Source organism: Methanolobus sp. ZRKC2, assembly GCF_045291185.1.
GTDB lineage: Archaea > Halobacteriota > Methanosarcinia > Methanosarcinales > Methanosarcinaceae > Methanolobus.
The window spans coordinates 2,699,046-2,713,080 of sequence record NZ_CP146980.1; the positions used below are offsets into that span (position 1 = coordinate 2,699,046).

17 protein-coding genes and 1 tRNA gene are annotated in these 14,035 nt (G+C 41.0%); 10 read left to right on the plus strand and 8 right to left on the minus strand.

The window, feature by feature from the left end:
- Positions 1 to 8: 8 nt before the first annotated feature.
- A complete protein-coding gene (gene grpE, locus V7O62_RS12995) occupies positions 9 to 530 on the minus strand; it encodes a nucleotide exchange factor GrpE (RefSeq protein ID WP_406656763.1) in 522 nt (173 codons plus the stop codon).
- 159 nt (positions 531 to 689) lie between these two features.
- Positions 690 to 1,103: a heat-shock protein gene (locus V7O62_RS13000; RefSeq protein ID WP_406656764.1), complete on the minus strand. Its 414-nt coding sequence runs from the start codon at positions 1,101 to 1,103 to the stop codon at positions 690 to 692.
- Positions 1,104 to 1,334: 231 nt separating this feature from the next.
- Here V7O62_RS13000 and V7O62_RS13005 point away from each other — a divergent pair, with 231 nt between their 5' ends.
- The 6 genes from V7O62_RS13005 (at position 1,335) to V7O62_RS13030 (ending at position 4,559) form a co-directional block, all read left to right on the plus strand.
- Positions 1,335 to 2,255 carry an ATP-grasp domain-containing protein gene (locus V7O62_RS13005; protein ID WP_406656765.1) on the plus strand — a complete coding sequence of 307 codons (921 nt, stop codon included), beginning with the start codon at positions 1,335 to 1,337 and terminating at the stop codon, positions 2,253 to 2,255.
- On the plus strand, positions 2,252 to 3,241 hold the full coding sequence (locus V7O62_RS13010) for a hydantoinase/oxoprolinase family protein (RefSeq protein WP_406656766.1): 990 nt from the start codon (positions 2,252 to 2,254) through the stop codon (positions 3,239 to 3,241). The genes V7O62_RS13005 and V7O62_RS13010 overlap by 4 nt, the downstream gene beginning before the upstream one ends.
- 19 nt (positions 3,242 to 3,260) lie before the next feature.
- Positions 3,261 to 3,902 (plus strand): amino acid kinase, encoded by a 642-nt coding sequence (locus tag V7O62_RS13015; RefSeq protein WP_406658305.1) that lies wholly within the window; start codon positions 3,261 to 3,263, stop codon positions 3,900 to 3,902.
- 89 nt (positions 3,903 to 3,991) lie between these two features.
- Entirely contained in the window at positions 3,992 to 4,159 is a 168-nt protein-coding gene (locus V7O62_RS13020; protein WP_406656767.1) for a zinc finger domain-containing protein, read from the plus strand.
- Between the two features lie 10 nt (positions 4,160 to 4,169).
- Positions 4,170 to 4,439, plus strand: a complete 270-nt coding sequence (locus tag V7O62_RS13025) for an elongation factor 1-beta (RefSeq protein ID WP_406656768.1) — start codon at positions 4,170 to 4,172, stop codon at positions 4,437 to 4,439.
- A 48-nt stretch (positions 4,440 to 4,487) separates the two neighbouring features.
- Positions 4,488 to 4,559: transfer RNA gene (locus V7O62_RS13030), tRNA-Ala, on the plus strand.
- A gap of 77 nt (positions 4,560 to 4,636) precedes the next feature.
- Here V7O62_RS13030 and V7O62_RS13035 read toward each other — a convergent pair.
- Positions 4,637 to 5,452 (minus strand): winged helix-turn-helix domain-containing protein, encoded by an 816-nt coding sequence (locus tag V7O62_RS13035; RefSeq protein ID WP_406656769.1) that lies wholly within the window; start codon positions 5,450 to 5,452, stop codon positions 4,637 to 4,639.
- Between the two features lie 494 nt (positions 5,453 to 5,946).
- Between V7O62_RS13035 and V7O62_RS13040 the strand changes: the two genes are divergently transcribed.
- From V7O62_RS13040 to V7O62_RS13050, 3 genes are all read left to right on the plus strand, one after another.
- A complete protein-coding gene (locus tag V7O62_RS13040; RefSeq protein WP_406656770.1) occupies positions 5,947 to 7,977 on the plus strand; it encodes a cation:proton antiporter in 2,031 nt (676 codons plus the stop codon).
- A gap of 80 nt (positions 7,978 to 8,057) precedes the next feature.
- Positions 8,058 to 8,903 carry a GyrI-like domain-containing protein gene (locus tag V7O62_RS13045; RefSeq protein WP_406656771.1) on the plus strand — a complete coding sequence of 282 codons (846 nt, stop codon included), beginning with the start codon at positions 8,058 to 8,060 and terminating at the stop codon, positions 8,901 to 8,903.
- 324 nt (positions 8,904 to 9,227) lie between these two features.
- Positions 9,228 to 9,929 carry a helix-turn-helix transcriptional regulator gene (locus tag V7O62_RS13050; RefSeq protein WP_406656772.1) on the plus strand — a complete coding sequence of 234 codons (702 nt, stop codon included), beginning with the start codon at positions 9,228 to 9,230 and terminating at the stop codon, positions 9,927 to 9,929.
- 137 nt (positions 9,930 to 10,066) lie between these two features.
- On the opposite strand, the gene V7O62_RS13055 is transcribed toward V7O62_RS13050, so the two are convergent.
- From V7O62_RS13055 to V7O62_RS13065, 3 genes are all read right to left on the minus strand, one after another.
- On the minus strand, positions 10,067 to 10,213 hold the full coding sequence (locus tag V7O62_RS13055; RefSeq protein WP_406656773.1) for a hypothetical protein: 147 nt from the start codon (positions 10,211 to 10,213) through the stop codon (positions 10,067 to 10,069).
- A gap of 142 nt (positions 10,214 to 10,355) precedes the next feature.
- Positions 10,356 to 10,769: a hypothetical protein gene (locus V7O62_RS13060; protein WP_406656774.1), complete on the minus strand. Its 414-nt coding sequence runs from the start codon at positions 10,767 to 10,769 to the stop codon at positions 10,356 to 10,358.
- A gap of 299 nt (positions 10,770 to 11,068) precedes the next feature.
- The gene (locus V7O62_RS13065; RefSeq protein WP_406656775.1) at positions 11,069 to 11,854 is read right to left on the minus strand and encodes a DUF1638 domain-containing protein; all 786 of its coding nucleotides are present in this window, start codon (positions 11,852 to 11,854) and stop codon (positions 11,069 to 11,071) included.
- Positions 11,855 to 12,021: 167 nt separating this feature from the next.
- Here V7O62_RS13065 and V7O62_RS13070 point away from each other — a divergent pair, with 167 nt between their 5' ends.
- Complete coding sequence (locus tag V7O62_RS13070; protein ID WP_406656776.1) at positions 12,022 to 12,345, plus strand: DMT family transporter; 324 nt, start codon at positions 12,022 to 12,024, stop codon at positions 12,343 to 12,345.
- Positions 12,346 to 12,518: 173 nt separating this feature from the next.
- On the opposite strand, the gene V7O62_RS13075 is transcribed toward V7O62_RS13070, so the two are convergent.
- Positions 12,519 to 13,307: an ABC transporter permease gene (locus V7O62_RS13075; RefSeq protein ID WP_406656777.1), complete on the minus strand. Its 789-nt coding sequence runs from the start codon at positions 13,305 to 13,307 to the stop codon at positions 12,519 to 12,521.
- A gap of 2 nt (positions 13,308 to 13,309) precedes the next feature.
- Positions 13,310 to 13,960 carry an ATP-binding cassette domain-containing protein gene (locus tag V7O62_RS13080; RefSeq protein ID WP_406656778.1) on the minus strand — a complete coding sequence of 217 codons (651 nt, stop codon included), beginning with the start codon at positions 13,958 to 13,960 and terminating at the stop codon, positions 13,310 to 13,312.
- Between the last annotated feature and the right edge of the window lie 75 nt (positions 13,961 to 14,035).

Below are 14,035 nucleotides of genomic sequence, written 5' to 3' on the forward strand. Positions count from 1 at the left end.
TTCTTTCTTTAGTCATTATCGGGCTTTTTCGCGACTGCAACCATTGCCGGTCTTATCACTTTTGTGTGCAGATAGTAACCGGGTTTGCAAACATCAACGACAGTGCCTTCTTCTTGCTCGGTGTGTTCAACATGCATTATTGCATCATGCAGGTTAGGATCAAATTCCATCCCCTTACATTCGATCCTTTGGAGTCCTTCTTTCTCAAGGATCGAGGTGAACTGCTTGAAAACCATATCCACACCTTTTACTACAGATTCAACATCGTCGGTCTGTTTTGCAGATTCTATTGCCCGCTCAAAGTTGTCATAAACTTCAAGTAATTCTGTGATTATCTGTTCAACTGCGAACTTGCGGTATTCTTCCTTTTCGCGAATACTTCTTTTCCTGAAATTATCAAATTCTGCAGTGAGTCGTATCAGTTTTTCCCTAAGTTGTGAAGCCTCATCTTCTTGAGAACTTTCACCGCCTTTTGTGGAATCAGCTGTTTCCGAACTTAGATCACCACTATTATCAGGTCCTTTCTCCATCTCAATGTCTCCAGAGCTTAACGTATGATTGAGTGTATCGAACTAATCATTGTTTGAAGTTCTATAAATACTTTCCGCATCTTAGGAAGGTTTTTGCAAAAAATGCGATTAAAGAGAAAATTATCGATATTATTGATTCTATCAATATACGAAACAATACTAATAAGCAGACTGGAGCTTATGCTGTAAAGTGCGGATTATGAGCATACTTGCAACCATGCAGACAGCAAGGGCTGATATGATTTGTTCCCATCCAAGTACGCTGATGCCACCTTCCATGGCATACTTGATACCTGTAAAAAAAGCAGTTGCTGAAAAGGTTGCAACAAAAGAAGCTACTGCTCCTCCTATCATGGATCCCAGATAATCTGCACCACGATTTTCAAAATAGACTGATCCTGCAATGAAGATTACTGCGAATATTAGCAATATAGCAGGCAAAGGAACAGACGGTGATCCGGTGGATGCCAGTCTCATGATACCCATTGCCACACCAATCATGAAAATTGCAAGTGTGGTGGATACTGCAAGTGCCTGTACAAATGGATTGTCAGCATTGAATTCCATATTCATCCCAGTTTTCTAATTCACTTGATAGTATATATTTATTTTTAATTTATATGTTGCAGCTATATATTTAATAGTGTATTTTGTATTGGTCTGGTGATGGAATTAGAGAATAATTCTGATTTCAAAGCAGTTTCCCTTGCTTAGAAGATATATGTAATATTTTTTAATTGAATATCTCATAATTGATTATAGTAACAGCAAGTGATATATCAAATAATGAACTTGCATTCCAGCATGAAAATTCTTCTTGCAGAGTATGCTTTCGGAGCAGGACTTGAGGGAACTCTTATGCTGGAAGGTGCAGCTATGCTCAACACACTTGTTGAAAGCTTTTCCAGGCTGGGTCATAAGGTATCGTATCTGTCTTCCGGACCAAAGCTTAAAACAGGAAAAGCAATTGACTCTTGCATTGAAGATTTTGAAATCGTTCTTGAAAAAGAAGCTGCTCGGTGTGATGCAGGTCTTGTAATAGGACCTGATGAAATGCTTGCGGATTTTTCGGAGATAATTGAGGATAATACGACGAACCTTGGCTGCTCGCCACAGTCCGTCAGGGAGTGTGCCGATAAACTGGAGTGCACCCGAACGCTGCAATCAAGTTCAATAAATGTGCCCCGTATGATAACCGGGGAATATGAAGGTCTATGTATTATTAAACCCAGGTTCGGATGTGCATCCGAAGGAGTGAGGTTATCTTCCTGTAATGATGTTGAAGAAGAGTGTTTTGCAAGTGAATTCATCAAAGGTGAGCATCTGAGTGTAAGCCTTATAAGTGGGAAGAAGATACTTCCTTTGAGTGTGAATAAACAATTCATTGAAATTGATACTATTAAACCGGATTCACAGGTAAGCTATCATGGGAACATGGTACCTTACAGGACGGATTATGAAAACGAACTATTTGCTGTTGCAGCCGATACTGCAAGAGCATTGAATTGTAACGGTTTCATTGGAATCGATATAGTTCGTGGTGAAGAGAATTATGTGGTGGATGTGAACCCACGACCGACGACTGCTATTTTCGGGCTTTCCAGGACAATGAAGGCCGAGATCGGACAACTTCTCCTACAGAATATTTCCGGTGAACTTCCGGAAGCTGTTGACCTTGAAGGAGAATTCTCATTCACAAAAAATGACTTTGAGGACATTGTATGAAAATAATTGGAATTGATATCGGCGGTGCAAACACAAAGCTTGCTTCTGCTGATGGTGAAATAATTGAATTACATTATATACCTTTGTGGAAGGATACTAGGCTTCCGGTAGCTTTGGAGGAGATAGCTGAAGAACACAAACCTGACGGGGTGAGTGTTGTGATGACCGGTGAACTTGCAGACTGCTTTGAAGACAAGGAAGCGGGTATAAGTTTTATAATGGAATCGGTGGACAATGCCTTTGATTGTGATATCAGGTATGTAGACAGTGAAGGACAGTTCCACAATGGGTCGGAAGACCTGCGTAAGCTTGCCGCAGCCAACTGGGCTGCATCTGCTAATCTTATTGGTACGGAAATCGGCGATTGTATCTTTGTGGATATGGGTAGTACAACCAGTGATATAATTCCTATTAGGAACGGGAAACATGTAGCCGGCATTTCTGACTTTTCGCGGCTGGTTCGCAGTGAGCTTGTGTACTCAGGTGTGCTGAGAACAAATCTTGCATACCTGCTTGAAAGTCTTGATATGACTGCCGGTGAATGTCGCGTATCCTCAGAACTTTTTGCAACCACTGCTGATGCCTACCTTGTACTGGAAGATATTGAAGAGGAAATATACACCTGTGAAACTGCCGATGGTGCAGGTAAAAGCAAGATTGATGCCATGCGAAGGCTGGCAAGGGTTGTGTGTGCCGACCTCACGGAAGTTTCCCATGACGATATATACCACATCGCAGAGCAGGTACGGGACAAACAGATCAGTGTGCTGGCAGACGCTATTTCACAGGTTGCAGAGCGGAATAAACTTGACAGGATAGTATCAGCAGGCATAGGTGAGTTCCTTATCAGGGAAGCTGCAAAGAGGCTTGGCTTTGAATGTATCTCTGTTGCCCAAAAGTGGGGTTATGATATCTCGAAGGTTTTCCCTGCCTATGCGGCTGCAAGGATGTTTGAGGCAGATATTTTAAAAGAAAGACTGGCATAGGTTTAACAGGGAATATATGATGAAAAGGGTGGTTGTAAAATTAGGTGGAAGCCTGATGGAAGATGCAGCGGCAGTTGTCAGGTCGCTGTCAGAGAACTTTGGAGTAACTAAAGCTCAGGATGCTTTCTCAATACTTATTGTTCCAGGAGGCGGATCGTTTGCGAATGAAGTCCGTTCAGCCAGTGAAAAATATGAAATCGGAGATGATGCTGCCCACTGGATGGCAATCCTTGCCATGGAACAATACGCTTACTATGTGCTGGACAAAACTGGGATCGGTTCTACGGATTCTATCGAGAAATTACCCGTTGGAGTTACGATGCTACTCCCTTACAGGATGCTTAGGGAAACAGACAAGCTTCCTCACTCATGGGATGTTACATCAGATACTATAGCCGCGTGGATAGCCAGAAAGCTTGATGCCAGATTCATTAAGGTTACGGATGTAGATGGGGTGTATGCGGAGGATGTGGTGCAGACATGGATGACAGTGGATGAAGTGCTTAATATGGGACCTACTTGCATGGATGCTACACTACCTCTGTTTTTGAAGAAATACCGGATGGACTGTGTCATAGTTAATGGCAAACATCCTGAAAGGGTTGTTGATGCTGTTATCGAGAAAGATGTAGTGGGAACTCACATCAAGGGGAATATTTAAATTACATACTGCGTATGTACTCAAATCATCGACATGCTGAATTTTTCAGTATTATATTGATCAGACATCACGCTTAAAGGAGAATTTAGATGGCAAATAAAGTCGAAAAGTGTACCGCATGCGGCAAAAGGTTAGTAGAGTCCGGATTTGTGCGCTTCCCATGCCCAAGTTGTGGCAGAGAACTTGGAAGGTGCGTAAGCTGCAGACAGCAGAGTAATCCATATACCTGCCCGAAATGTGGCTTCGTGGGACCCTGAGGTGAATCGGATGGGAGAAGTAGCAGCAACAATCAAAGTAATGCCAGTAGATGTGGATACCGACCTTGCAGATCTTAAGGAAAGGCTTATTGCAGCCTTGCCTGAGGGTGCAACTTTCGGAACATCCAAGGAAGAACCAATTGCTTTTGGCCTGAAGGCACTCATGATGGTTATCTTAGTAGGTGACATCGAAGGCGGTACCGAAAAGGTCGAGGAAGCCTTTGCAGCAGTCGAAGGCGTCGAAAGTGTAATGGTAACAGAAGTCGGAAGACCTGTATAACCGTTATCTTTTTTCTTTTTGTATTCTTTTCTTTTTAATTTTATTTTTGGGCTCGTAGATCAGGGGGAGATCGTTACGTTCGCAACGTAAAGGCCGCGGGTTCAAATCCCGCCGAGTCCACTGGCAAGATATGAAAAATCCCGTTTGATTATTTTCACTATCTATTATATGCTCACTTAAAGAAATAACAAAAACGTCTATGCGGGCATATTTGGATATGAGGAAAACTCTGTGACTTCACTTTTGCATTTTTCTTCTTCATCGTTCGGATTCAATGAACCATATATTTTACTAATACCTTCCATTATTCTGAAACCACATGCTGTTATCATGTAATCTCCTCTTTCATGCCTTTGCATTATAAGCCCTGAATCTGAGAGTTTCTGCAGATGGAACAGAAGATTTCCTCCTCGGAGTCCGGTAAGTTCGGAAAGTGAGGAAAATGTCTTTGTTTCCGAATATACTGCCCTGAGGATTTCCATACGTGTTCGATGGCAAACAGGCTCAAGTATGTCATCAACAATGGTCTGTATCGGTAGTGAGCCCATGTCCTTTCCATGTTTTTGATTCTCATCGTATATGTTCATTGAATGCATCAGGTTTACCTGTTTGGAGAAGAGGTCCGTTAGTTCCGAATAACAAGTACTGCACTTTTTATACGGGAGTATATTTTTAACCTCTTCCAGCTTTTTCCGATTGGCTGCAATAGATTTTTCGGAAACCGTATTCTGCCTGATCATTTTCGTATTACTTTCTAACAGGCTGGTAAAGTCAGAAGCGCATTCTTCTCTTCTTTCGCATTTGCGGACCATGTTCTTTGAGAGACCTGTTCTTATTTCTTCTGAAAGGTGGTTTGCGATAGTGTTGTTATAATCATTTTTCAGATGTTGCAGGACGGTATCCATATGCTGCTGGTTTGCCTGTTCTATAAATGATTTCATGTCATTATGAATATCAAACAGTTTTGATTTTATTTCCGAGAATTCGGATTCAAAGTCTTGTGTTTCTTCCATGTTCTTAAATATGACATCCTCTCTGAAAAGGTTTCTGGATGGTACTTGAAAGTTATTCTTGTATACTCATATGTTTCGTATACTACAATAACTCTGAAGTATGTGCTAAAAACTATGTAGTTACTTCTAAATGCTCCTTTCCTTGAAAAAGCGATCAATGCAGGCTATAAGAGGTAAAAGAAGAGTTTGATATTAGTGCAGGATACGATATACATAGTCTGATCATCACAGGTCTTGGAAACGCAACATTTCTATCAAAACTCTGGAAAAGCAGGTAGATGTACATTGTTCAAAAACCAGATTTCTCGTCCATTATCAGTAAAATGCATTCATGTTGGTGTTTCTTCATTTGTCTGAAGAAAAAATCTTAAGACTGTAATACTGAATATCCGGTATCTGAATCCATTTTCTTCTCTTTTTTTACCCGGTTATTTTATATGATACAGACCTAAATTACTCATTAAAAGGATATAAATTGCGCAAACGGTTGAACTATGGAATTAACGTTGCTTACTGATATTGGGATTATTTTTGGTCTGTCTATCATCATACTTCTGGTATTCCACCGCCTGAGGCTTTCTCCTGTGCTGGGATTCCTTGTTACAGGTATACTTGCGGGACCTCACGGGCTTGGTATCATAACAGGAATAGAAGAAGTTGAAGCTCTTGCGGAAATAGGAATAATCTTCCTGCTTTTCACGATCGGTATCGAGATGTCTATTAAGGATCTATGGGACATTAAAAGAGCAGTACTCTTGGGCGGAGGGTTGCAGGTAGTCATTACCACTGCACTTGTTTACTACATATGCAGGTATCTGGAGCTTAGTCCTGGTACATCTCTTTTCATGGGCTTTCTTGTCTCGCTGAGCAGTACTGCCATCGTACTTAAGCTGCTGCAGGAGAAGGGAGAAATGTATACACCCTACGGAAAGACCTCTCTTGGAATTCTGATCTTTCAGGATATTATTATCGTACCTATGATACTCCTGACACCCATACTTGCAGGAGTGCCGGGTGATTCCGAAGGTGGCGCGGCTGCATTCCTTCTGAAAGGTCTGGGAATCATCGTACTTGTAGTTATAAGTGCACGATGGATCATGCCTGCGTTGTTGTTCCAGATAGTAAAGACTAGGAACAAAGAGTTATTCCTTGTCAGCATCATTTTCATAGCCCTTGCAACGGCATGGCTTACTTCCAATGCAGGTCTTTCATTGGCACTCGGGGCTTTCCTTGCAGGTCTCATAATTTCCGAGTCTGAGTATAGTCATCAGGCAATCGGTAACATAATGCCTTTTAAGGACATTTTTATGAGTTTCTTCTTTGTGTCAATTGGGATGCTGCTGGATATCAATTTCTTTACTTCCAACTTTGCACTGCTTTTTGCTTTGGCAGGTTTTGTGACTATCTTAAAATCACTGACAGTAGGTGCTGTTACTTTCTTGCTTGGTTATCCGTTCAGAACATCACTAATTACAGGTATGGGACTTTCCCAGGTAGGAGAGTTCTCTTTCGTACTTGCGGGCTTCGGAATTGGCGTTGGATTGATTAACGGAGAACTCTACCAGATATTCCTGGCAGTTTCCATACTTACCATGGCAGCTACTCCGTTTGTGATAACATCGTCGCATAATGTGGCTGACAATATACTGAAAAGAACCTCTAACAGAATATTGGTCAATGGTATTTACTCAAAGAGCCTGACGCAGGTACCGGAGGAAGAAGAGAAAATATCCGACCATATGATTGTTATTGGATATGGGTTCAACGGCAAGACCGTATCGAATGCCGCAAGGACCGCAGGGATTCCCTATATGGTCATAGAGACTAACCCTGAGACTGTGCGCCGTGAAAAGAAACGTGGTGAAAAGATACTTTACGGGGATGCGACCCATGAGGTGGTGCTGGAATCCGCAAACATAAGTTCCGCCCGTATACTTGTAGTAGGTATATCGGATTATATTGCAACGAGGAAGATTGTTGAAGTTGCAAAACGAATAAACCCTGACATCTACATCCTTGCAAGGACACGTTACCTCAAAGAGATGAAAGAGTTGCAGAAGATGGGTGCCGATGAAGTGATACCTGAGGAATATGAAACCTCAGTGGAGATATTTGTACGCCTGCTTAAGAAGTATCTTGTTCCTGAAGATGAGATCGACAGGTTCACCCGGGAACTGCGTGCTAATGGCTATTGCATGCTGCGAAAATCCTCCCTGGAGGTTAAGGAAAGCAGCTTCAATCTTGAAAACGAACTTCCTGGAGTCGAGTTTTTTTCCTGCAGACTGGAGGACGGCTGTAGTGTTCATGGTAACACTCTCAAGGACCTGGATCTGAGAAACCGGTTTGGAGTAACTTTGCTTGCAATACGCAGAGGAGAGGAAATAATTCCAAATCCTACTGCTGATACGCAACTGCTTTCAAACGACATGTGCATATTACTCGGGAAACCGGATAAGTTACACAAGTTAAGGAAATTTTTCGAGGGTTCTGCAGAAGCAATGACTACTGATGATCATTGTGAGTAAGTTAACTTCCTTTTGGAACTTTGCCCCGTGGGAGAAAAAATCACATTATATACTTACGATTTGATTATATTTTGAGCAAAATGAAGTTCGATCGAATACCAATTGGCAAATTCTCCCTCATGACGCAACTTACACAGAAGGCTCTGCGTTTCTATGATAGAAAAGGCCTTCTTGTGCCTGCAGCAAAAGACACATTTACGGGTTATCGATGCTATACCTATCCTCAGATTGAAAGAGGGGTCAAGATCCGTACTCTTTCATGGATGGGGTTCAGGCTTGATGAGATCGCAACCCTGTTGAATGCTGAAGATTGTGGAGACCGGGAGCTCATAGGGGAGATGATGCAAAACAGATCTGCACAGAACGAGCAAGAGATCCGGAGGCTTGCAAAGATACAGCAGATATTGCTCAAACAAACAGATACACTGGAGTTGTTTAGTATGTCAGTATCAGAACCTACAATAAAGGAAGTACCGGAAATGAGAGTAATCAGCAAGCGTGAGCTTGGAAGCTATGAAGTGACCATCGGAAAGCTAATTGGGGAACTGTTCGCTTTCGTAGAGGACTCGAATAATCCAAGGAATAACATCAAATTGACTGGCCCCTGTATGTTCATCTGCCATGATGAAGAATATATGGAAACAGGTGCGGATATAGAGGTGGCTATTCCTGTTTCGGGAAATGTGTGCGTAGATGATTTCTCCGTCAACGTGGAAACACTGCCTGCTATCAAGGCAGTCAGCGCTATTCACAGGGGACCATACCATGAAGTTGGCACTGCCTACACATACCTTTTCGAATATATGGATGAGCAGGGTATGGAACTTGCAGGCCCTTCCAGGGCTCTTTATCTGAACAATCCTGACGATGTGCCCGAGGATGAACTGATGAGTGAGATACAGTTGCCTGTAAATCTAAAAGAATAAATGTGAATAATTTGGAAGAAGATTAATTTCTTCCTGTTTAATTTTTGAAAGAAATTTAATATTTTCTATCCGTCTGATGTCTATCTTCTTTTACAAAACATATTTGGAAACTGTTTGCAGATTTCCAGTCTGATTTCATATTGTTAACCGTGCGAATTATATATTGTGTGATTAAAGTACTTTCGCAAATTAAATTTTAAGTTATATTATTGAATTCTTGTAGGATGGGAGATTTTACACATGACTAAGCCACTTCTTGATGTTATATTTCGTTCTGATAAAAGGAAGAACACACTTCTGTTTTTGAAAGAAGGCCCGGAGGAAATGAGATTGATACTCAGGCATCTGAATACAACGAGGCAGGCTTTACTCCCTCAGATAAGAGTATTAGAAGATCATTCTCTTGTTACTGGTTCCAATGACATCTATAAATTGACACCAATTGGGGAGCTGGTTGTTGATGCTATGGTTCCTTTATTAGATACTATGAGTGTTCTCGATAATGATATTGATTACTGGGGAACCCATAAACTTGATTTTATCCCGGATCACCTTTTGGCAAAAATGGATCTGCTTGATAATTTCAGAACAGTAAAACCTCCTCTTAGTGAAATGTTTGAACTCAACAAAGAGTTTCTGGAACATTCAAAAAGATCCGAATCCATTTATAAAGTAACTACGTATTTTCATCCCGATTTTCCCGCTTTATTCTCGGAACTGACAGACAACGATATAAATGTACATTTAATAATTACTGAGGAAGCTTTCGATAAACTACGAACTGATAGATATGAGCATTATCAAAAACTGGTTGAGAACGACCTGATTAAATTGTTTGTGTATCCCAAGAAAATAGACTTTCTAATGTATACCTATAATGATCATTGTATCCTCATGCACTTGCTTAAAATCAGTGGGGAAAGCGATCCAACTCATATCATATGCCATAGCCCTGATGCAGTTAAATGGGGAAAAGAATTATTTGAATATTTTTTGAAGGACTCAATACCAGTCGCAGGGCAGTGAATACGTTATGGCTGATATTTTCTACAGCCGATTCACATATCCAAACAAAGGTTCAGAACAAAAGTATCAACTATGTTGAAAAAATGGCAAGGCCTCATCATTACAATCAAATCTGGAGGCCTCTGAACATCAGTTCTTTATTTGTTTAATCTCATTTCCGGCTCTTCATATTTCCAGATGTGCCAATCTTCCACTAACTTGTCTTCTGGCAGTTCTTTCATAAAGCTGGGCAAAATACCGATAGTATCACGGATATCTTTTATAGTTTCTTCATATGCTCCCATAAGATAACCCCGATGTAATATTCTCTTTAAGTTTTATAAGTCTGATGGTAAAAGTAAAATTAGTTATTAAGAGAGACCTAAAAGCAGGATCAGCTAAAATAGTTCAGGTAAGGACAGAGAAGGATGAATAAGGAAAAGAAATTCAAGTTGCTATGTCCGCATCATTTCTAATCGTTTCCATGATTTTGACAACGACACCTTTAGGGACTTTGAGTTCCATGTCAACTGTCACGCTTTCGCTTCCATATAGGGGATAAGTAGTTTCAATTATGGCTTTTTGGTTGCTTTCAGTGACAACTATGTCTATCTTCTCCAGCTCTTCTTTTCCACCAACATATGCTTTCTTTTGTACCGTAATTTCTACGGTACTACCATCCCAGCTATTGATCCTGACAGGTCCGTTTGTGTTCAGGACGTATACGACAGTTCCGGGACTGGCGTTAAAGCTACTTGTGCTTTCTTCGGTTTCAACAGAGTCCTTCGTGATACATCCTGAAAATATGATGTAGAGCAGGAAGAAAAACAGGAGTAGCGCTTTGTAGTGTCGCTTCAGCATTGTATTAACCCAAATCCTATTATTCTAGTTAGTTATGGGTCTGCAGATTGTTAAATGTGTATGTTATTAACTTCAAAGAAAAATCATAAATTTTAAACAAAAAACCAGTATGCAGGGATATGATACTTGACTGAAACCCTGGAGTGGAAGTGATCAGGGGATCACTACATATTGCAATGAAAGTGATCGCATTGATCTGGACCTGAAGTAAAAAAGGTTGATGAATAACAAAACAAGCTCTTCAATAGCCTGCTCCTGCTATATTTATCTTCTTTTTTATTCATTTCCAATGAGGCTTCTCAGCCTGTAATATCTTTGCACAATTTTCTGTAACATAGGTCTATCAGGTCCGGGCTGGCTTTCATCTCAATTACGTTGAAATCAAAGAGTTTTGCGAACTCTTCTACCATTGAGTCAAAATTCTTCTCATAGTGCAGGCCAGTATCAAGCCTTGCAACATTCTTGTAGCCTGCATAATCGAAAACGAACTTTGAGAGTTCTATATCGTCAGGATCGGGTGTCATTCCTGCTGAGACAACCATCTCCCTCCAATGGGCAGCCCACATGGGTGTCATGAAAAATGTCCCGACACCTTTAGAACCCGTTAGTCTTTCGAGGTATGCAGCCCTGCCTCCCAGTACTGCTCCGATACAGTCATCTACTACTTCTCCGTTGTCCTCTTTCAGGATATGCACTTCGCATGGGCTGGACCGGAAGTCCTCTTCAACCTTTCCAAGCACATTGCCGCATAAACCATAGAACAGGAGAATACCATCAGAGTACTGTGAAATTTCTTCCGTTTTATTGTAAACCGTTTCTTTCAGGTTGTCAGGATCGGCATGAAGGGCAAGTTCAAGCATGAAGACAATTATGGTAAAACTATCATCATTCTCTTCGAACTTTTGAGAAATGGCCTGGAACGGGACTATTTCATGGCTGCATCCGGCAACATCAAGTTTCTCGACAAGTCCCGAACAATCCTCGTTATCCACAACGATAACCCTTTCAATTGCAGGATCATCTTCTATAATATGAACGATCTCGTCCTCAAACATCCTGCAGGCAATAAATCCCAGTACTGGCATTTTTTAGCTCCTATTTTTTAAAAAGAAATTGAAAACTGAAGATATTATAAGCTAACGCTGCAAAGCAGAGAAAAAATTATGTGAAGTTGATACATGTTTTCCAGAAGCTTAAATATAATCCTGCATCTATAGCATAGTGAACATGTCTTATAATTTCAAGTAGAAAAATGAGCTATACATTTCTTGCACTGGCAATCTTTTTCGAGATATGCGGAACCACATGTATGAAATTATCTGAAGGTTTTTCAAAGATAGTTCCATCGGTGCTGATATTCGTGTTCTATGGCATCAGTTTTGTAGCATTTACCATTGCTTTGAAAAAGCTGGAAGTGAGTGTTGCCTATGCTATATGGGCAGGACTTGGAGTCGCACTAATCTCAACAATAGGGATTACAGTGTTCAATGAGCCGATCACTTCGCTGAAAGTGCTGTCCCTCATTTTTATAATTATTGGGGTCGTAGGTTTGAACATAGCAGGCAATATTAACTGATATTCTTTTTCAGGACATAAGCTTAATTATGAGAAAAATCAGAACTTACATACATGGATGAAGACGTGAAAGTTGTTCTGTACATGCTTTTGGTACTATTCCTGGGTATAGTCCTTGCCGGGATACTCCTGATTCTCATCTACTAATTTTGACTAAAAACAGAAGTAGATTCATTAAACTTTGAACATATCCTTTTTGAACATACCGTATTCGTCAAAACCCCGGAGCATCAATATGAGTATGCCCAGTACCACGTTCATGACTGTCGTAACATAGATGGCTATCATAATGGCAATCTGGTATTCGACTGCAACTAGCGGGCTGGAACCTCCGAGAATCTGACCTGTCATCATGCCTGGCAGGAAAACTATGCCTATAGTCGCCATGTTTGCGAGTGTTGGCTTGAGCGCGTTTCTGATACTCTTCCTTATGTATGGCAGGAGAGCTTCATGTTTTTCGGCGCCAAGGGATAATTTTGAAAGGTACCTGTTCTCGTTTCTCTGTATCTGGTCACAGAAATCATTGATACCCACAATATTGGCCCTCAGGGAATTGCCAAGCACCATGCCGCCTATAGGTATAAAATATCTTGCATCAAAGACGTTTTCCAGGTCTAAAATTAAACTGTTGAAGTACAACAGTATCCCTAGGTTAGTTATCAGGAATGAGACTGCAAGTGGTGTGATCAATGACTGAAGCTTTAGTTCGGCATTCTTCAGGACAGAGTGTGAAGCAGCGATCACCATTACTATCACCCAGGTGAGGTTCAGGATTGCACTGTTCAGCTCAAAGACAAATGTCAGGAAGAAACCTACCAGAGCTAGCTGTACTGTCATCCTGAAGGCACTTTCCAGCGTTGGGCCTGCCAGTTGCAGTCTAAGGTAATAGCTTATAAATATGGGGATGAGCAGGAGCATGAAACAGAACAATAGCCCCATTACGGAAATATCAATGGCTGACATATTCAGTCCTCTCCTTTACAGATAACTCTTGAGAATTCGATCACCGTTACGCCTTCACGTTCCCACTCCCTGTCATGGGATATAGCAAGGACCGTCCATTCACTATGTGACAGGAAAAAGTCAACTATCTTTTCCTTTAAGGCCGCATCAAGGTCAGATGTTATCTCATCAAGTAAGAAGATGTCCTTTTTTGTCATCAGGGAAATGATAATTGCAATGCGTTGTTTTTCTCCTCCTGAAAGATTTTCGAACTTCTTGGTGAGAATATCTTCCTTGAGTGAAAATTCCGAAAGCAGAGCGTTCAGATCACTTCGGTTGAATTTATCCTTGTTGGCACTATAGGAAAAGACCTCTTCAAACAACTCCATCACAGGACCTTCTCCTATATCGCTGTCCTGTGAAATGTGGGCAACTCTTTTTCGTATGTCCCAGACAAGAGCAGAATCAACTTTCCTCCCTTCAAAGTAGATATCTCCTGAACTGTGTTCAGTAAAACCCAGAATTAGCCTGAAGATTGTAGTCTTACCAATGCCTGATCTGCCCTTGATGAGCACTTTTTCACCTTTGTTTACAGATAAGGCAAGGTCAGAAAAAATAAGCTTGTCTTTAGATTCCTCTTTGACAGAGACATTCTCCATTCTGATGATTTCCATCCGTTTTCCTACCCTCTATTATCTTTTTCCGGCTAGAATAGTAAACAACCTACAAAGTAATGAACATTACCTTTA